The organism is Kribbella sp. VKM Ac-2569 (genome assembly GCF_004216905.1).
In the GTDB taxonomy this organism is placed as follows: domain Bacteria; phylum Actinomycetota; class Actinomycetes; order Propionibacteriales; family Kribbellaceae; genus Kribbella.
In genome coordinates, this window is record NZ_SGXJ01000010.1 from 105,554 (window position 1) to 124,740 (window position 19,187).

At 68.6% G+C, this 19,187-nt stretch carries 17 protein-coding genes; 6 read left to right on the forward strand and 11 right to left on the reverse strand.

Going from position 1 to position 19,187, the window contains the following annotated elements; genetic code table 11:
- Nucleotides 1-59: 59 nt before the first annotated feature.
- From EV649_RS40450 to EV649_RS41000, 3 genes are all read left to right on the forward strand, one after another.
- Nucleotides 60-926 carry an NmrA/HSCARG family protein gene (locus EV649_RS40450; protein ID WP_130389047.1) on the forward strand — a complete coding sequence of 289 codons (867 nt, stop codon included), beginning with the start codon at nt 60-62 and terminating at the stop codon, nt 924-926.
- Nucleotides 927-1,090: 164 nt separating this feature from the next.
- Nucleotides 1,091-1,492: a VOC family protein gene (locus EV649_RS40455; protein WP_130389048.1), complete on the forward strand. Its 402-nt coding sequence runs from the start codon at nt 1,091-1,093 to the stop codon at nt 1,490-1,492.
- A 272-nt stretch (nt 1,493-1,764) separates the two neighbouring features.
- Nucleotides 1,765-1,917 (forward strand): hypothetical protein, encoded by a 153-nt coding sequence (locus tag EV649_RS41000; protein WP_157996411.1) that lies wholly within the window; start codon nt 1,765-1,767, stop codon nt 1,915-1,917.
- Here the strand turns inward: EV649_RS41000 and EV649_RS40460 are convergent.
- The 9 genes from EV649_RS40460 to EV649_RS40500 all read right to left on the reverse strand — a co-directional run bounded on the left by EV649_RS40460 (nt 1,914) and on the right by EV649_RS40500 (nt 11,588).
- Entirely contained in the window at nt 1,914-2,780 is an 867-nt protein-coding gene (locus EV649_RS40460; protein WP_130389049.1) for an RNA polymerase subunit sigma-70, read from the reverse strand. The two genes, EV649_RS41000 and EV649_RS40460, sit on opposite strands and share 4 nt — an antisense overlap.
- A 12-nt stretch (nt 2,781-2,792) precedes the next feature.
- Nucleotides 2,793-4,163: an amidase gene (locus EV649_RS40465; protein ID WP_130389050.1), complete on the reverse strand. Its 1,371-nt coding sequence runs from the start codon at nt 4,161-4,163 to the stop codon at nt 2,793-2,795.
- Nucleotides 4,164-4,184: 21 nt separating this feature from the next.
- A complete protein-coding gene (locus EV649_RS40470) occupies nt 4,185-4,949 on the reverse strand; it encodes an SDR family oxidoreductase (protein WP_130389051.1) in 765 nt (254 codons plus the stop codon).
- 96 nt (nt 4,950-5,045) lie between these two features.
- Nucleotides 5,046-6,509 (reverse strand): aldehyde dehydrogenase family protein, encoded by a 1,464-nt coding sequence (locus tag EV649_RS40475; RefSeq protein WP_241999297.1) that lies wholly within the window; start codon nt 6,507-6,509, stop codon nt 5,046-5,048.
- Nucleotides 6,506-7,375, reverse strand: a complete 870-nt coding sequence (locus tag EV649_RS40480; RefSeq protein ID WP_130389052.1) for an ATP-binding cassette domain-containing protein — start codon at nt 7,373-7,375, stop codon at nt 6,506-6,508. Before EV649_RS40480 ends, EV649_RS40475 begins: the two co-directional genes overlap by 4 nt.
- The gene (locus tag EV649_RS40485) at nt 7,368-8,321 is read right to left on the reverse strand and encodes an ABC transporter ATP-binding protein (RefSeq protein WP_130389053.1); all 954 of its coding nucleotides are present in this window, start codon (nt 8,319-8,321) and stop codon (nt 7,368-7,370) included. Before EV649_RS40485 ends, EV649_RS40480 begins: the two co-directional genes overlap by 8 nt.
- The gene (locus EV649_RS40490; RefSeq protein WP_130389054.1) at nt 8,318-9,136 is read right to left on the reverse strand and encodes an ABC transporter permease; all 819 of its coding nucleotides are present in this window, start codon (nt 9,134-9,136) and stop codon (nt 8,318-8,320) included. The genes EV649_RS40485 and EV649_RS40490 overlap by 4 nt, the downstream gene beginning before the upstream one ends.
- Complete coding sequence (locus EV649_RS40495; RefSeq protein WP_130389055.1) at nt 9,133-10,080, reverse strand: ABC transporter permease; 948 nt, start codon at nt 10,078-10,080, stop codon at nt 9,133-9,135. Before EV649_RS40495 ends, EV649_RS40490 begins: the two co-directional genes overlap by 4 nt.
- Nucleotides 10,077-11,588, reverse strand: coding sequence for an ABC transporter substrate-binding protein (locus tag EV649_RS40500; RefSeq protein WP_130389056.1), 1,512 nt, complete (start codon nt 11,586-11,588; stop codon nt 10,077-10,079). The genes EV649_RS40495 and EV649_RS40500 overlap by 4 nt, the downstream gene beginning before the upstream one ends.
- A 108-nt stretch (nt 11,589-11,696) precedes the next feature.
- Between EV649_RS40500 and EV649_RS40505 the strand changes: the two genes are divergently transcribed.
- From EV649_RS40505 to EV649_RS40515, 3 genes are read left to right on the forward strand one after another with little or no spacing between them, the layout of a single operon-like run.
- Nucleotides 11,697-12,455 (forward strand): FadR/GntR family transcriptional regulator, encoded by a 759-nt coding sequence (locus EV649_RS40505; protein WP_130389057.1) that lies wholly within the window; start codon nt 11,697-11,699, stop codon nt 12,453-12,455.
- 53 nt (nt 12,456-12,508) lie between these two features.
- A complete protein-coding gene (locus EV649_RS40510; RefSeq protein WP_130389058.1) occupies nt 12,509-14,158 on the forward strand; it encodes an FAD-dependent oxidoreductase in 1,650 nt (549 codons plus the stop codon).
- A 16-nt stretch (nt 14,159-14,174) separates the two neighbouring features.
- On the forward strand, nt 14,175-15,560 hold the full coding sequence (locus tag EV649_RS40515) for an ATP-binding protein (RefSeq protein ID WP_130389059.1): 1,386 nt from the start codon (nt 14,175-14,177) through the stop codon (nt 15,558-15,560).
- A 2-nt stretch (nt 15,561-15,562) separates the two neighbouring features.
- Here EV649_RS40515 and EV649_RS40520 read toward each other — a convergent pair whose 3' ends face one another.
- A complete protein-coding gene (locus EV649_RS40520) occupies nt 15,563-16,147 on the reverse strand; it encodes a hypothetical protein (protein ID WP_130389060.1) in 585 nt (194 codons plus the stop codon).
- A gap of 126 nt (nt 16,148-16,273) precedes the next feature.
- Nucleotides 16,274-18,856 carry an MXAN_6230/SCO0854 family RING domain-containing protein gene (locus EV649_RS40525; RefSeq protein ID WP_130389061.1) on the reverse strand — a complete coding sequence of 861 codons (2,583 nt, stop codon included), beginning with the start codon at nt 18,854-18,856 and terminating at the stop codon, nt 16,274-16,276.
- Between the last annotated feature and the right edge of the window lie 331 nt (nt 18,857-19,187).

A 19,187-nucleotide genomic window follows, 5' to 3' on the forward strand; every position in this document is an offset into this window, starting at 1 on the left:
GCGCCTGATGCTAGGCGCGCAGCTCTCGCGGGCCTAGCCTGACGAGAGGGGGTGGTGGCATGGAGCAGGGGCAGGTCATCGCGGTACTGGGTGCCACGGGACGTCAGGGTGGTGCGGTCGCGCGGCATCTGCTCGCTGAGGGTCGACGGGTGCTCGCACTCACGCGAAACCCGGAGTCAAAGGCGAGCGGCGCCTTGCGATCCGCAGGCGCGGAGGTCGCTCGGTGCGACATGGATGACGTGAACTCGCTGCTCCGGGTGTTCACCGGAGCGTACGGCGTCTACAGCGTGCAGAACCCGATGATCGCCGGGCACGACGGCGAGATCCGGCAAGGCAAGAACGTCGCGGACGCGGCCAAGGCGGCCGGCGTGGAGCACGTCGTCTACGGCTCGGCCGGACCGGGCCTGCGCGGGACCGGTGTCGATTCCTGGGACTCGAAGCTGATCATCACCGAGCACCTGCGCGCGTCCGGCGTACCACTGACCGTGCTCCGACCAATGGCGTTCATGGAACTCATGACTGACAAGGACTTCTATCCACCCGTCTCGGTCTGGCATGTCATGCCCAAGCTCGCCGGCGATCAGACACCGATCCCCTGGCTTGCGGTCGACGACCTCGGGGCGATCGCGACCCGGGCCTTCGCCGAACCAAGTCGGTTCGTCGGAGCGGAACTGCCGCTGGCAGCCGAGTTCCGTTCGATCGCCGAGTGCCGCACAGCGGCCGCGCTGACAGGCCGGTCCACCCGAGGCTTCCCCATGCCTGTCCGGCTCTTCGAACGCTTCGTCGGCAAAGACCTGACGACCATGTGGCGCTGGCTCGGGGACAATCCAGTACCCGCGGACCCAGCCGCCACGGCGAGGCTCCTCGACCACGTCACCACAGTCGAAGAATTCCTCGCGAAACCCCCACGCGCCACCAGCACCTGAAGCCTTCGACGCAGGTTGCCGTCAGCAACAACCGACTCGAGCTCCGACGTCGCAGACTGGCAGCTCAGTTGACATCGGTACGTCGTGCGCGGCCGGAGTACAGTGGCACTGTAGTGCCATCCTCGACACTCGACCGGCGCAGCCATTCAGGTGAGGAGCTGTCCATGGGCACTGTCTCAGTGCGTTACATCGTCGATGACGTCGACGCCGCGATCGACTTCTACACCAGGCACTTCGGCTTCGGTGTGGACATGCATCCGGCGCCGACCTTCGCCGCTGTGTCCCGCGGGGATCTGCGGCTCCTGCTCTCCGTGCCCACCGGGCCCGGCGGAGGCGCGGCGCCCGCCCTCGACGGCCGCAGGCCCGGACCAGGCGGATGGAACCGCATCCAGATCGAGGTCGACGATCTGGCCGGCACCGTGGACGCGCTTCGGGCCGCGGGGCTCACCTTCCGCACCGACATCGTGATCGGCCGCGGCGGCAACCAGATCGTCCTCGACGACCCAGCCGGCAATGCACTCGAACTCTTCGAACCGGCGCCGGCAGACGGAAGCACTCAAGGCTGAGCTCGCGTTCACCTCAGTCGAACAGCCTGGCCCTCACGATGGCCGCCTGCGCCGTCCTTCTGGTCCCGTCGTACGGCGATCGCGAGCGACCCACCGTGCGCACTGAAACCCAGCCCCACGGCGAGTACTAGGTGGTACGCCGCCTCGCAGTCGCCGCCGTAGTCGCCCTGACCGCCTGCACCACCCAGCCCAACCCCCCGGGTCCTACCCCCAGCCCGACTCCAACAGTCGTCCCGCTGACGGTCGCCCAGGCAACCAAGGCGGCCCTCGTGGTGAGTGATCTGCCAAAGGGGTGGGGCGGGAAGGCGGCGGTCGACCTCACACCGACGCCGGGTGCTCGAGGTCAGTACGACCCGTCCGAGTGCCTGACCTTCCGGCACCCGACGGATCACCTGGGCAAACCTGCCACGGCCGTGGTGGGTTAGTGCTTCGGTAGGCGTTCTACGTGAGGTTTTGGGGTGCCGTCGTAGGGGTTGGGTGGGAGGCCTGTCAGTAGGTCTGGCAGGTGGAAGGTTTGGAAGAGGGACAGGTCGAAGAAGGCGACCGCGTGGACTACTGCGGTGGCGGTGAGGGTGAGGACCTGGATCTGGAAGGCTCGGTGGATGTTGTCCTTCGGGTCTCGCATGTAGACGGCGAAGGCGGGGTGGCCGTTGGCTGTCAGCGGGACGAGGTATTGGTCGCCGGGGCGTTCGGCCGGGCAGTGGGTGCTGATCAGGCGGCCGATGTCGCGGGCGCCGCGGAACCAGGACGTGAACGGCGGCATCTCCCAGATCGCGTCGTCGGTGAAGAGCGTGACGATCGCGGGTACGTCGTACTGCTCGAACGCCGCGCGGTACCGGGCCAGGAGGAGGTCGTCGGGAGCGACGAGCGGGCCAGCGCTGATCGGTGCGGGAGAAATGTCGCTCAGCAGGTCGGCGATGCTCGGCCGGCCCTCGAGGTGGAGGACGGTCACAGCGCGCTCGAGGGGTGAGAGGCGTTGCAGCGCGGCGATCAGGCCGAGATCGATCGGGTGGTCGTCCATCAGGTTCGCTGGGATGGGTTCCAGCCAGAGAATCTCGGAACGCTCGGAGAGCGCTCCCTTAGGATCAGCGCTCGGTGCGGCGAGATCCGACGGAAGGGGACGGCTGCCGACCTGCTGCAGGCAGGCACGAGTGGCGTCCTCGTATCCCGTGCTGACCGCAGCGATCTCGACGGCGTCGGTGATGGATCCGAGCATCCGGTAGCAGTGCGAGACAAGACCGCGCTGCCGCTCGTCAGCGCGGTACGCCGTACCTCGGGAGCCGTTCATCGGACCAAGTCGTCACCTCATCGGCCAGTCTCGCTGCTCCGTACGCCGGCTGTCGAGGTAGTCGGCCAAGGCCAGCGCGCGCAGGTCCTGGTGATGCGGTACGGCGAGTTGCGCCCCGATCGGCAACCCGGACGTCGACCAGCCGGCGTTGACCGTGGTCGCGGGGTGCTGGGACATGTTGTACGGGACCGTGAACGCGATGTGCTCGAACGGCTTCCCTGGATCGTCCGTTGGGTACGCGAGCTCCGCCGGGAACGCCGTGATCGGCGCGACCGGCGACAGAATCACGTCGTACGTCGTGAACACCCGGCCGACCGCGGCCGCCATCGCGCCCATCTGGCTGTACCCGTCGAAGACGTCAGAAGCGGTGAGATCGGAGGCTGTCGAGACCCACTCCCGGATCTGCGGAAGCACCTTCGCGCGGCGTTCCTCGGGCAGCGCGGCGATGTCCGTGGCGGAGCGGATCCGCCAGAAGTGGTCGAGGCCGTCGAGCATGTCGCGGGTGATGATCGGCGTGATCGGTTCGACGATCGCGCCGGCCTTCTCGAGTATGGCGGCCGCGGACGAAACCGCCGCCGTGACCTCGGGATCGACCGGCAGCCCGACGCCCGCATCGAGCAGCAACGCAACGCGCAAACCGTCGATGTCGGCCTCGAAGACGTCGGATGCCACCGGGGTCGAGGTGTGGTCGCGCGGGTCGTACCCGGACATGACCTGCAGCGCGAGCGCCGCGTCCGGCGCCGTACGGGTCAGGGGTCCGATCGCGCGCCCGGCGTACGGGTTGCCGACCGCGATCCGGCCGTGCGTCGGCTTCAGTCCGACCAGTCCGCACCACCCGGCCGGCAGCCGGATCGACCCGCCGATGTCGGTGCCGACGTGGATCGGCCCGTACCCGGCGGCCGCCGCAGCCGCCGCGCCCGCGCTCGAACCGCCGGCCGTCTTCGACAGGTCCCACGGATTGCGGGTCAGCCGGTGAAAGGTCGAGACGCCGGACGACAACATCCCGTATTCGGGCATGGTCGTCTTGCTGAAGATCACCGCCCCGGCCGCCCGCAAGCGCGCCGAGGCCGGCGCATCCTCTGTGGCCGGCGTGAGAGCGGTTGCCGCCGTTCCTTGCGGTACGGGCGTTCCGCGCGTGGCGATGTTCTCCTTCACCGTCACCGGTACGCCGTCCAGCGCGCCCGCCGTACCGTCTCGCCAACGACGCTCCGACTCATGTGCCGCGGCCCGCGCACCCGCTGGGTCCGGTGCGTAGAGCGCGCAGAGCTGTGGTTCGAGCTGGTCGACGCGGGTCAGCACGTCCTCGATGACCTCGACCGGGGACACCGAGCCGTCGCGGTACTTCGCCAGCAGTTCGGTTGCCGTCAAGTCGGCGAGATTCATGCAGACTCCCTCGGTTGCGGATCAGTTCGGTGGGTTGAAGCGGCCGTCGACCGCGGTCCAGCCGCCGTCGACCGCGAGAACGCTCCCCGTGACGAAGCTCGAGGCATCGGAGGCGAGGTAGACGACCGCGCCGGCGAGCTCGCTCGGTTGGGCCCAGCGACCGAGCGCGCCCTTCTGCGCGTAGGCGTCGTACCAGCTCTGGTCGGCCTTGATCTGCGCGGTGAGCGGTGTCTCGACGACTCCCGGGGCGATCGCGTTCGCGCGGACGCCGGACGGGCCGAGTTCGGCGGCCGCGGTGCGCAGCAGCTGGACGAGACCGGCTTTCGTTGCCGCGTACACCGATTGCCCCGGCTCTACCGTGGTGCCGCGGATCGAGCTGAACCCGATGATGCTGCCGCTCCCCCGCTCCGCCATGCCCCGCCCGAACGCGCGCAGCAGCTGGAACGACGCCCGCAGATTGAGCGCCACGACCCGGTCGAACTCCTCGCCGGTGTAGTCGAGGATCCGCTTCCGCACGTTCGTAGCCGCGGTGAACACGAGCACGTCCACAGGATCCAGCTCAACCACAGCCCGCTCAATCGCCACATCATCAAGCACATCAAGCCCGTACGCCGTCATCCCGGTGGCGGCTGTCTCGCGGGCGGCGGTGAGGTCTCGGTCTGCGCAGGTGACGCGGGCGCCGTGCGCGGCCAGGGCGAGAGCGCTCTCCCGGCCGATCCCGCTGCCGGCGCCGATCACCAACGCGTGCTTGCCGTCGAGCCGGAACAACGTCGAGTAGTCCGTCACCGTGTCACCTCGTGCTCCTGTCTCGACCTTGTGCCCCCACCAACCGTTTTCGGCGGCCCGAAGTGGTTGGTGGGAGCACAAGGTGGCCTCCGTTGGTCATGGGCGTGGGCGGATGATTGCCATCCGGGTTGTCGTGAGCTCCTCGATCGCGAAGCGCGGGCCCTCGCGACCGGTACCGGAGTCCTTCACGCCGCCGTACGGCATCACGTCGGACCGGAACCCGGGGACCTCGTTGATCACCACTCCCCCGACGTCGAGCCGATCGATCGCCGCGAACGCTGTCTCGAGTGAGGACGTGAAGACGCTCGCATGCAGCCCGTACCGCGTCTCGTTGACCGCACGGAGAGCGCTCTCGATATCCGGAACGGATCGCACCGCGATCACCGGTCCGAAGATCTCCTCGTCCCACGCCGACAGCCCGTCCGGTACGTCGGTCAGCACGATCGGCCCGAGTACGTCGCCAGGGGCCTCGTACGCGATCGATGCGCCGGCGTGGACCGCATCGCCGACCCATTGCCGAACGCGATCGGTCGACGCCGGGTTGATCAGCGCGGACACCCGAGTCACCGGATCACGCGGATCGCCGACGACCACGCCAGGCATCCGCGCGCCGAGCTTCTCCAGCAACGCTTCCCGCACCGACTCGACGGCGATCACGCGCTGGACGGAGATGCAGGCCTGCCCGGACGCGTAGTACCCGCCGCGCACGATCGCGTCGGCGGCCGCGTCCAGGTCGGCGTCCGCGGCAACGACCAGCGCGGAGTTGGACCCCAGTTCGAGCAGCACCTTCGTCGGCGCCGCGTCGCGCGCGATGCGATGCCCGACGGCCGCGGATCCGGTGAAGGAGACGGCGCCGATCCGATCGTCGGTGGTGAGCGTGGCGCCCACGTCCGCTCCGCCCGTGATCAGCTGGAGAGCGCTCTCGGGTGCTCCCGCCTCGGCGATCGCGGACCGCATCAGGTGCGCGAGCCAGAGCGTGGCGAGCGGCGTCTGCGGCGCGGGCTTCACGATGATCGGGCAACCGGCCGCGAACGCCGGCGCGATCTTGTGCGCGGCGAGCAGCAACGGGTAGTTGAACCCGGTGATCCCGATGACCACGCCGATCGGTTTGCGCACCCAGAAACCCTGCAGCCCTTCACCGCTCGGCAGCAGGTCGAGCGGCACGGTCTCACCGTGCAGCCGGGCAACTTCCTCGGCCGAGGTCTCCAGGGTGAGCAGTGTCCGATCGATCTCGACTCGGCAGTCGACCAGCGGTTTGCCGGTCTCGAGCACGAGCAGATTCACGAACGCGTCCCGCTCGGCGAGTACCGCGGAATGCACGCTCTGCAAGACGTTCCGGCGCACGTACGACGGCAGCCGGCCGACCGTTTCTCGCACGGAGAGCGCGTTCTCGAGCGCTGCCCGGGCGAGCTCGACGTCCCCGACCGGCGCGTCCGCCACGGTCGAACCGTCGTACGGGAAGATCACCGGTGCCGTGGTCGGTGTCTCGACCCAGGTCTCACCGATCGGCAGGCCGGCCGGCATCGTGATCGTCTCGCCGCCATCGAGCTGGATCTTCACGCTGATTCCCCCTTCGCGAGTAGGTCGGCAGTAGTCGCACCGGAGAGCGCCCTCTGAAGCGTCGGGATGGCCGAGACGAGTCGCTGCGTGTACGGATGCTGCGGGGCGGCGTACACGTCACCGGTGTAGCCCGTCTCGACGATCTGGCCGGCGTTCATCACCGCCACGCGGTCGCAGACGTGCTTGACCACGGACAGGTCGTGCGAGACGAACACGAGCGTGAGGTTGAGTTCGTCGACCAGCTCCGAGATCAGGTTGAGCACCTGAGCACGGACGGAAACGTCGAGAGCGCTCACCGGCTCGTCCGCGATCAGGATCCGCGGGCGCGGGGCGAGGGCGCGGGCGATGGAGATGCGCTGCCGCTGGCCGCCGGAGAACTGGTGCGGGTACCGGTCGCCGGCATCGGCGGAGAGACCGACGGCTTCGAGCAACTCGCGAACGCGCTCTCCCGACGCCGGATGTCCTTGAACGACGAGCGGTTCGGCGATGATGTCGCGGACCCGCATCCGGGGGTCGAGCGAGCTCATCGGATCCTGGAACACGAGCTGGAGGTTTTCGCGCAGCGACCGCAGCCGGCGTTCCGGGAGACGGGTGATGTCGGTGTCCTCGACGATCACGTGCCCGGAGGTGGCCCGGTCCAGCGCGGCGATAAGGCGCAGCAGTGTCGACTTGCCGCAGCCTGATTCGCCGACGATGCCGAAACGCTCGCCCTGCTTGACTTCCAGGCTCACTCCGCGAAGTGCGTGGACGACCGGGGCCGGCTGAAGCAGCGAGGTCCGCGGTCGCGGGTAGTCGCGCACGAGGTCGACCACCCGGATGGCGGTCGGCGTCTCGAGATCGTGCACCGTCGGGATGTGCTCAGGCATTAGTGACCCCCGCCGGGTGGTGGCACGCAAAGCCCTCAGTCTCAGAGCCGGTCCACTCCGGTGTCTCTTCGCAGAGAGCGGTTGCGTGCGCGCATCGGGTCCGGAAGACGCAGCCAGACGGGAACCGTCCGGCTGGCGGCACATTGCCCGGGATCGTGGTCAACCGACGCGATGTGGTCTCGAGATCTGACGCCGCGAGCAGTCCTTCGGTGTAGCGGTGACGGGGTCGCGTGAACACCTCGTTGACCGGGCCTGCCTCGACCACGCGTCCGCCGTACATGACGAGGACTCGTTCGCAGACGGTGGCGACGACGGCGAGGTCGTGCGTGATGAAGAGCAGCGCGGAGGAGCGGTCCACGACGCCACGAACGATCAGGTCGAGTACGAGCGCCTGGACCGTGACATCGAGCGCGGTGGTTGGCTCGTCGCAGATCAGTAGTGCCGGATCGTTGGCGAGGGCAAGCGCCAGGACGACTCGTTGCCGTTGACCACCTGACAGCTGGTGCGGATAGGCGCGAAGGGTCTCGGCCGGGAGCTGCACGCGTTCGAGCAGGTCAGCCGCCGCGGTTCGGGCCGCGGGTTTCGCGAGGGTCTTGTGGATGAGCATCGACTCGGCGATCTGGTCGCCGATCCGCATGGTCGGGTTCAGCGCGGTCATCGGTTCCTGGAAGACCATCGCGATGTCGCGGCCGCGGACGCGGGACATCCGCCGTTCGTTTGCGCCAACCATTTCGTGATCGACACCGTCGAGGCGCACCGACCCGCCGGCCCGGACATCCTCGGGCAACAACCCGAGAATGCTCAGCGCGGTCAGTGACTTGCCTGATCCCGATTCTCCGATCAGCCCGACCCGCTCTCCCGCGCCGACCGTCAGGTCGACGTCGGACACGAGCGCCGTGTCCCGGACGGTCACGGACAACCCGCGCACAGTGAGAACGTCGTTCATCGACGATCCTCCAGTTTCGGATCGAAGCGGTCCCGCAGGCCGTCGCCGAGCAGGTTGAAGCCGAGGACGGCGATCGCGATCGCGATCCCGGGGAAGATCGCCAGCCGCGGTGCGCTGAACAGGAACTCCTGGCTCTCCTGCAGCATCCGGCCCCAGGACGGTGTCGGCGGCGGCGTTCCGTACCCGAGGAACGACAACGCCGCCTCGGCCAGCACCGCGATCGCGAAGGACACCGAGGCCTGAACCGTGATCAGGCTGGTCACGTTCGGCAGCACGTGCCGGAGAGCGATCGGAAACGGTTGCCGGCCGGCCGCGCGCGCCGCGAGAACGTACTCCGTCCGCATCACCTGCAGCGCCCCGCTCCGGATCACCCGCGCGAAACTCGGCACCGAGGCGATGCCGATGGCAACCATCGCGGTCAGGGTGCTGGCCCCGAAGACCGCTCCGAACATGATCGCCAGCAGCAACGCCGGGAACGCGAGCAACAGGTCGTTGGCCCGCATGATCACCTCGCTCGGCCACCGCCGTACCATCGCCGCCAGGATTCCCAGCGGTACGCCGATGACCGCGGCAACACCGACCGCGACGACGCCGACGAACAGTGTCGTCCGCGAGCCGACCATGATCTGGCTGAGCACGTCCCGGCCGAACTTGTCGGTCCCGAGCCAGTGCGACCACGACGGTTCCAGCAACCGCGAGGCGGGACTCACCAGCGTCGCGTCGTACGGCGTCCAGACGAACGACACCAGCGCCATCAATACGATCACCGCGACGATCACGCCGCCGGCGATCAGACTCGGGTTCAGCCGCTTCATGATGCCGTCCTGAGTCGAGGATCGAGGGCGACGTACAGCAGGTCGACGACGAAGTTGACGAGGAGTACGGCGATCACGAGGACCATCACCACGTCCTGGACGAGCAACAGATCCCGGTTCGAGACGCCGTCGAGCAGCAAGCTCCCGAGGCCCGGGATCACGAACACCCGCTCGACGACCACTGCACCGATCAACAACGTGGCGAGTTGCAGGCCGAGCACAGTCACCACCGGTACGGCGGCGTTACGGAGACCGTGCCGCCACAGCGCCTGGAACGGCCGCAAACCCTTCGCCCGCGCGGTTCGGAGATAGTCCTCGCGCAACACCTCCAGCACCGCGCTGCGGACGTAGCGGGTGAGGACGGCGCCCTGGACCAGCCCGAGTGACAGCGCCGGCAGGATCAGCTGCTTGAGAAACATCGCCGGATCCTGCGCCGGCGGCGTCCAGCCGTTCGCCGGCAACCAGCCGAGCCGCACCGCGAACACCACGATCAGCAGGATCCCGGCCAGGAACGCCGGGACCGCGACGCCCACCTGAGAGAACGCAGAGAGCGCTAACCCGGAGATCTTGCGATGCCGCGCCGCCATCACCGTCCCGGCCGGCGCAGCGACCACCAGGGCGATGATCATGCCCGCGACGACCAGCCACAAAGTGACCTGCAGCCGGTCGAACACCTGCGGACCGATCGCCACCTTCGACACGTACGACGTACCGAGGTCACCATGCAGCAGCCCGCCCAGCCAGTCGAAGTACTGCGTCGGCAGCGGGCGGTCGAGGCCGAACTGCCGACGCAGTTCGGCCACTGCCTCGTCGGACGCGTTCACCCCGAGCGCGACCCGGGCGGGATCGCCGGGCAGCACCGCCATGAACGCGAAGACCAGCACCGAGCTCACCGCAAGACTGACCAAGAACACGCCGGTGCGCTCGATCAGGCGAAGAATCATCGGGCGAGCTTGGAGAGATCGAAGTTCTCGGTGATCGCGTTCGTCGGCAGCCCCTTGACGCTCTTGTCGGCGACCATCAGGTTCGGCAGCAGGAACAACCAGTCCCCCGCGGCCTGCTCGGACAGCCGGCGCGCCGCCTTCTTCATGTTGTCGACCTGCGCAGCCTCGTCACCGGAGTCCGCCGCAGCCAGGTAGCCCTGCAGCGTCGGGTCGTCGTACCGCGTGTAGTACTTCGCGTTGAACACGGCACCCAGGTCGCGCGGCTCGACGTGCGCGATGATCGACATGTCGTAGTCGGCGTTCTTGAACACCGTCGTCAGCCACGCCGCCGGGAACTCGAGCTGGTCGATCGCCACCTTCAGACCGGCCTGCTCCAGCTGGCTCTTCACCACCTGGCCGCAGGACGTTGCGTACGGCAACGTCGGGAGCCGGAGCCGGAGCGTCTTGCCGGCCGCACCGGAGGCCTGCAGCAACGATTTCGCCTTGGCCAGGTCGTACGGCGCGACTCCGGTCAGGTCCTCGTACCACGGGTCGGTCGGCGGGACCATGCTGCCGATCAGCTTGCCGCGTCCGGCCCAACAGGTGTCCAGCAACGCCTTGTGGTCGATCGCCATCCGGATCCCCTGCCGGGTCCGGACGTCCTTGAACAGCGGCAGCGAGTTGTTGAAGGAGAGCAGTACTTCGCCGTTCGTGGTGCCCTCGATCACCTGGTACTTGTCGTTGCTGGTGAACTGACTGAGAGCCTCCGGCGCCTGCACCGTGCCGATCACGTTGATCGTGCCGGTGAGCAGCGCGTTGTTCAGCGCGGTTGCATCCTTGAAGTACTTCAGCGTGATCTGCTGGAAGTACGGCTTGCTGCCCCAGTAGCTGTCGTTGCGGACCATGACGATCGAGTCGCCGCGGTTCCACTTCGAGAACTTGAACGGGCCGGAGCCGACCGGAGCGGTCGCGAGCGCGCTGACACCGCTCTCCGAGAACATCGCGCCGATCCGGGTGGTCATCCGGAACAGCCAGTCGTTGCTCGGCTTCGCCAGCGTGACCTGCAACTGGGTCGGCGACAGCGCCTTGGCCTGGGAGACCACGTCCATCGCGGCCTTCAGCGACGTCGTCCACGCCGTCTTCACCCGGTTGATGCTGAACACTGCGTCGTTCGCGGTGAACTGCTTGTCATTCGTGAACTTCGCGTTGTCGACCAGGTCGAAGGTGTACGTCTTGCGGTCCGGCGAGACCGTCCACGACTTCGCCAGCGACGGCACGATCTTGCCGGAGTCGTCCTGCTTGACCAGCGTCTCGTACACGTTCCCGAGCAGCACCTGCGGGATCGCGGCGCCGTCGGTGGTGGTGAAGTCCAGGCTGGCCGGCTCCGCGACCAGACCGATCGACAGGTTCTGGTCACCTCCCGGTGAGCTGCCGGACGACGTACCGGATCCGGCCGAGCAGGCCGTCACGGCCAGCAGCGCGGCGGACGCGAGGAATGCGACCGCTCGAGTGGAAAACGACGGCTTCACGTCTACTCCTCCAGTGCGCCGACTGGTCTGACCAGTGGACTAGGTCTCAATGGGCCACTAGGTTTGTCCCCTGCTCAGGTGCCTGTCAAGCGAATGGGGGTGTACCGGATGACAAAGGGTCCGCAGTTCGAGCCGGTACAGCCCGTGCGCGCCTACCAGCGGATCGTCGAGCAGGTCGAGGACGCGCTCGCCCGCGGCGACCTGGCACCGGGCCAGCGGCTGCCGAGCGAGCGTGAACTGGTCGCCCAGTTCGCGGTCAGCCGGTCGACCGTTCGCGAGGCTCTGCGCGTGCTGGAGAGCAACGGTGTGGTCCGCTCCCGGCCCGGCGATCCGAACGGCCCGGAGATCCTGCCGTTCTCCTCGTTCGCGCTGCGCAAGCAGATGACGAGGCTGGCCCGGGTCGACGAGCTGACCCTGAGTGAGCTGATCGGGTTCCGGATGATCATGGACGGCGCCGCGATCCAGGTCGCGTCCCGGCTGCGGACCCCGGAGGAGCTGGACGACCTGGAGGCGACCCTGGTCGCGATGCGGGACGCGATCGACGTCGACTTCGCCGCGTTCAGCGAGGCAGATCTGGCGTTCCACGAGCTGATCGCGCGGATCAGCCGGAACTCGCTGATCCAGACCTGCAACGAGGTCGTCCGCGGCGTCGTACTCGGACTGATCGCCGACAAGATCGCGCACGCCCCCAACAGCCGCGCCCTGATGCTCGAGTCGCTGCACCACCACGCCGAGGTGGTCGACGCGATCCGCGCCGGCGACGGCCACGCCGCGGCCCGGATCGCCCGGCAGAACATGTTCGACTACTACGCCGGGTATGTGCCCGACTCCGAGCAGGAAACGTTGCGTGCACTCATAGATGACTGACTGGTTCACGTGGCATTCTGGCGGGATCGGTTCACTGCTGTGGGGGGCACCGCGTGAGCAAACCTGCGATTCTCACGGTCGACGACGACCCTATGGTCTCGGCGGCCATCTCCCGTGATCTGCGGCGCCGGTACGGCGACAACTACCTGGTCGTCCGCGCGACCTCGGGCGACCAAGCGCTCGCCGCGCTGACCAAACTCGCGCTGCGCAATCAGCCGATCGCATTGATCGCGACCGACCAGCGCATGCCCGGCATGACCGGCATCGAACTGCTCGAACGAGCCCGCGAGCACGCCCCGAGCGCGAAGTACCTGCTGCTCACGGCGTACGCCGACACGGACGTGGCGATCCGCGCGATCAACGAGATCGGCCTCGACTACTACCTGCTGAAGCCCTGGGATCCGCCCGAGGACCAGCTCTTCCCGGTCGTCGACGACCTGCTCGGCGACTGGCAGCAGGCCAACCCCGAGCACACCTCCGACGTCCGTGTCGTCGGCAACCGCTGGTCGGACCGCGCGCACGACATCAAGACGTTCCTGGCCCGCAACCACGTCCCGTACCGCTGGTACGACGTCGAGCGCGACACCGAAGGCCGGCGCCTCAAGGACCTCGCAGACGCAGCCGACCACGAACTCCCGTTGGTCCTGATCCCGGAAGGCGACACGCTCCGCTCCCCCACGGCCCGCGACCTCGCCTCGGCCCTCGGTCTGCGGACCCGCGCCGAGCAACCGCTGTACGACGTCTGCATCGTCGGCGGCGGACCGGCCGGACTTGCCGCCGGTGTCTACGCCGCGTCCGAGGGCCTCAGCACGGTGATCGTCGAACGCGAGGCACCCGGCGGACAGGCCGGCCTCAGCGCCGCGATCGAGAACTACCTCGGTTTCCCGCGCGGCCTCACTGGCTCCGACCTCGCCCAGCGCGCCGTCGCTCAGGCGTCCCGCTTCGGCGCGGAGATGGTGCTCGCGCGCTCGGTCGTCGGCCTCGAGTCCCGCGGCCCCGTGCACGCCGTACTGCTCGAAGAATCCGGTGAGATCGAGGCCCGTGCGCTGATCGTCGCGACCGGCGTCTCGTACCGCAGCCTCGACGTCGACGGCCTCGGCGACCTCACCGGCCGCGGCGTGTACTACGGCGCGACGGCGAGCGAGGCCAGGCAGGTCCAGGACGACGAGGTGTACGTCGTCGGCGCGGCCAACTCGGCCGGACAGGCAGCGCTCAACCTGGCCCGCTACGCCAAGCGCGTCGTCCTCGTGGTCCGCGGCGACACGCTCGAGAGCTCGATGTCGCGGTACCTCATCGACAAGATCAGCGAGGCCGCGAACATCGAGGTACGGTGCCGGACCGAGGTGGTCGGCTGCCGCGGCGAGGGTCATCTCGAGGCCCTGACGTTCGCCGATCGCGCCTCCGGCCGGGCCGAGGAGGTGCTCGCCAGCTGGTTGTTCATCTTCGTCGGCGCGATCCCGCGGACCGATTGGCTCGGCGATTCCGTCGTACGCGACAGCAAGGGGTTCGTCGTGACGGGGCCGGATCTGATCGCGCAGAACCGGTGGTCGCTGACCAGGCCGCCGTACGCGCTGGAGACCAGCGTGCCGGGGGTGTTCGCGGCCGGCGACGTACGGCTCGACTCGATGAAACGCGTGGCGTCCGCGGTCGGCGAAGGCGCCATGTCGATCTATCTCGTCCACCGCTACCTTGCGACCGTCTGATGACTGGGACCTTCTGATGAGGGCAGCCGACTTGCACGCCATCCCACTCTTCGCCGGGTTGACCGATGCGCAGCTGGACGAGCTGATCGACGGCAGCACCGAGGTGTCGATCGAGCGCGGCGTCGACCTGTTCCACGAGGGCGAACCCGCCGACTTCTGGTGGGTGTTGGTCGACGGCGCGATCTCTTTGCACCGCAAGATCGGCCGCGAGGACACCGTGCTGGGCAAGATGGACGTCCCGGGCCGCTGGGCCGGCGGGTTCCGCGCGTGGGACGAGCACGGCCTGTACCTCGCCAGCGGCCGCGGTCTGGCCGAAGGACGAGTACTGCGGGTGCCGGCCGATGTACTGCGGGAGCGGATCGACGACTGGTTCCCGCTCGCCGGGCACCTGATCAAGGGCGTGTACGGGACCGCACGGGCGATCGAGTCGACGGCCCGGCAGCGCGAGTCGCTGATCACGCTCGGCACGTTGGCGGCCGGGCTGGCGCACGAGATCAACAACCCCGCCGCGGCCGCCGCACGCTCGGTCAGCGCACTCGACACCGCGTGCGTCACGCTGCTGTCGGCGCTGCGCGGGCTCGCGGAAGGCGAGGCAACGGCCGCGCAGTTCAGTGCGCTCGACGAGCTGCGGCTCGAGCTCGGCTTGGGTACGGCGGCGCCGGATCCGGTGGACCTCGCCGATCACGAGAACACCATCGCGGACTGGCTCGACGACCACGGCGTCGACCGGTCGTGGTTCATCGCGCCCCCGCTCGCCGCGGCCGGCACGAGCGTGGACTGGTGCGAGCGCGCGGCGGGCGTACTAGGCGATGCGCTGGAGCCCGGCCTCGAATGGGTGGCCAGCACGTTGTCGGTCGCAACGCTGCTCAGCGAGGTGAAGGAGTCGACGCGGCGGATCACCGAGCTGGTGGCCGCGGTCCGCTCGTACTCGCAGATGGACCGCGGCTCGATCCAGACGATCGACGTCACCGAGGGCATCGAGAGCACGCTCGTGATGCTCGGGCACAAGCTCCGCGACGGCGTCGAAGTGGTTCGCGCGTACGGCGCCGGCGTACCCCGGATCGATGCGTACGCCGGCGAACTCAACCAGGTGTGGACCAACCTGATCGACAACGCGGTCGACGCGATGGAAGGCGCCGGCACGTTGCGGATCACGACCCGAACCGACGGCGACCGGATCGTGGTCGAGTTCACCGACACCGGTCCCGGGATGCCGCCGGAGGTCGCGGCCCGCGCGTTCGAGCCGTTCTACACGACCAAGGACGTCGGCAAGGGCACCGGTCTGGGCCTCGACATCGCGCAACGGATCGTCGCCGAACACCACGGCGGCACGATCGGCATCACGTCCCGCCCAGGCGAGACCACGGTCCAGGTCCGACTACCGCACCAACCGCCAAGCTGAGATCAGGTGTCGTGTTCGAGGATGCGGACGCGGGGCACCTTCAGGAGCTTGCGTGCCTTGGTGGTCCAGTCGGAGCACACGAACGATGCTGCGGTCTCCGGCCAGGCGACCACCACGACCTCTTGGCTCTTGGTGGTCTTCACCATCTGCATCAGCGCCAGCAGCACCTCGCCGTGCGTGATGGAGACGTGCACCGGGTAGCCGCTCGCCGCCCGGAGCTGCCGGGAGCTGTGCTCGATCACTGAGGCGAGATCGACGGCCGGGTCGGCGAGGGTCGCCGTCGGTGTTCCGCCCTGTGTTCCACGCTGTGTTCGACTCTGCGCTCGGTCAACTGTTGCCGGCGGGCTGATGCGCGCCGACGCCACTGTCGCCGAGCCGACCACGGACGCCGCACCGGTTAGGCCGGCCACGTCCGCGAACGTCGATCCCAGCAACGCCATCGGACCGCCGAACCCGCTCTCCGGATGACTGGAGACCAGCAGGTGGTAGTCCACGGTGTCTTCGAGCCTTGCATGCAGGGCGGCAACGCGGCGCGCGTCGCCCTCGCTCATCTCCCGCTCGATGAGCACCACCACGTCGTACGTCATTCGTGGCTCCCTTCGCGTCAATTCCGTTGTACTCCTGCCGGGGACCGGTCCAAAGCACCAGCCCCACGTCCGTCACGGAATTGTCAATTTCTTCTCAGGCTCCTGCCAGACACGCCCGACCGCAGGTCATGAAGCAGGGGAGCTTGCCCCGAGGCTGGCACGAGCGCGGGTGTCGGGGGCCAGGCTCGACAGCAGGTACGGCGCGTCGATGAGCGACAGGCTCGCGCCGTCGAGGAGACGCGGATGCAGCGCGTACACTTCCGCACCCGCGCGCGGCGTGATGTCACCGGTCAGAACCGCGACGAAATCGGCGCGTTTCACCGCGTCCTCGTCCCAGCTCCGGTCCGGCTCCAACCGCGCGACGACCCGCCGCACGAACGTCGCCAACTCCTCGGCCGGGTCACGGACGTAGCCGACGACCGACCCGTCGGCGCACCGGACCGCGATCTCGTCGGACCGGGCCGCCGCGTGCCAGCAGCAGATCTCCCACAGGCTCACCCGGTCGCCGGACCCGTGCACCTCTTCCAGCGTCGCCGCCATCAGCCCGAGATGACCGCCGTACCTCGCGATGTTGTGACCGTATCCGGCCGCGCCTAGGTTCACGTCGTACCAGCGCAACTCCTTGGTCTGCAGGTCGACGCCGAACGGCATCAGGATCTTCGCCGGCCCGGCTAGGTCGAAGCGGTCCTCGACCGCCGCCGGATCGAACAGCCCGTTCGGTTGCCGCAGCACGCCCACGAAGCCGCGCTCCAGCTCGTCGAACGGTACGTCGTTGTAGCTGAACACCACTGGCAGCAGATAGCGACCGCCGACGCGGCGCACCGCCCGCAGATCGATGTCCACGAACTCCGTCGAGCCGTCGGGGCCCGGCGCGGACGTCAGATCGCCGGAATGCACCAGCGCGTCCTGGTCGAACCGCAGCCGGGTGTAGTCGCACAGCCCGACGAAGGCCCACTCTTCGTCGAACACCGCCACGGACAGGTCGAGATCGATCCGCTGCCCTCGCGGCTCGACCCAGTGCAGGAACAGCCGCAGCAGCTCGTCCTGCGGGATCGGCACCGCACTGCCCCGCGTCATCCGCAGCAGGCTCGACGACGCGTTCCGCTCCGAGCCGGGCGCGGCCATCCGGGACAGCTCCTCGTCCAGGAACACCCGCCGCCAGCGCGGCAATCCCGTTGCCCGGCGCAACATTTCTCCGGTCAGTACGCCGGACAGCTCGACGGCGAGCGCACTGGGCAACGGCTCCCGGTCGTCGACCGACGTCCAGATCCGGGCGGTCCCGCCGCGCGGGAAGAACAGCCGCAGATCGCCAGGCGGCGTGCGGACCTGGCCGAGGGCGGCCGTGATGACGGCCGGAGAGACGTCCGACACCGCGGTCGTCACGGCGTCGACGAGCTCCGCGTGCTGATCCGGCGGGAGCGCACGCGCCAGCTGAACAAGACGGCGTACCAACTCGCCGGGACGCTGCCGCAGCAGGTCGAGCGCCTGCTCCGGGCGCCCCTGCGTGAAGGCGCCTTCGACGCGCGAGCTGAAAGTGCTCATCACTAGCCGCCCGCTGTCCACCCGCACCAGCGGATGCCGCGAAACCTCGCCCGCCACTGCCCGTCCGGCCGGCGTGCCAAGATCCAGATCGGTACGGCGGAGGACCGCGAACGCCAGCGCGGCGACCGGGAAGCGGGTGGCGAACTCGAACGGATGCAGGTTCTCCCCGATCCGTTTCCACGCACGCTCGTGGCGCAGCATGTCCTCCACCAGGGTCTCGACCGGCAGCCGGTCGAGACGCTCCAGCACCAGCCGTCGAGTTGCCCGCGACAACGACTTCCGCCGGGCCGACGGCGTCCGCAGTCCGGGGTCCGCGTCCATCAAGGCGTAGACCAGCCGCAGTACGTCGGTGGCGGTGTCGGCGCGATCGATCAGCTCGGGATCGTCGGCGAGGAAGTGCGCGATGACCAGCGCACGGGTCTCGCGGACCGGGATGTCAGCGGGGATCCAGGCCGAACTCGCGCCGTTGAGCAGCACCTGCAGGTCCGCGCGGTCCGCGGCGGACAAGGGTGCGCGCCGCGCCAGCAGGGCACCGACGGTCTGGCGGACCGAGTCGGCCGTTGCCAGCGAGAGCAGTCGCAGGCGATCCGAACGGACATGCGCCTGCGGCTCCTCGACCGGCGACGGTTTGAGGAACGGATCCTTCGGGTCGATGCGCCGCAGACACAGCGGACAGGCGCTGAGATCGGTGCCGTCCCAGCACGTGCGGCAGACCAGGTGCGCGCACGGGGAGACCGCGTGCACGGAGGTCGTGTCGCCGCAGAGCACGCACGGCTGCTCGGGCTCCTGCAGCAGGCGGGCGAAGACGCGGTTCACGTAGAAGGTCTCGGTGTTTCCCGGCACGCTCTCCGGGAAGCCCCGGAACAACGGCGTGTGCTTGGCGTCGAACCCGGACTCGGCGTCGAGCAGGTCGAGCAGCGCACTGCCGAAACCGGCCAGCGCGGGCGCCGACAGGGCGGCGCAATGCCGGTACAGACCGACCGAGAGCAGGAGACCGCGCTGGATCAGGTCCGCCTGGAGCGCGGACAGGCCCGCCTGGATCGTGAGCGGTCGGCGCAGCCACTGCCAGGCGGAGCGACGTACCGGTGGGGTGAGGGCGGTGGCGTCGACGAGCCGGCGGCGGCGCAGCAGGACAGCAGCTTGCGGATCCGCTGGTTGGCCCGGCATGCCGTCTCCCCACTGACGTCCTTCACTTACGAGGGCGCCAGGGGCGGAGAGCGGACGCGCTACTTGGCCTGGTGAAGGAGAAGGAAGCACGTCCAGGAGCCGCCCCTGGCACTGAGAACGCTACCGGGCGCCACCGACAGTTTCCGGCCGACCGCAGAGGGGCTGAAAAGAAGAGCTCCGGTAGCAAGGTCGGGGCCGCCCCGCCCAGACCTCGCTACCGGAGATCTCCAGAGTAGAACGTTCACCCAAATCGCGCGCCACCGGGTCCCCGATTCGTTGCCGAACTGGCACTGATGCGCCGCGCCGATCACCCTCGGCAGGCGCCATGCCA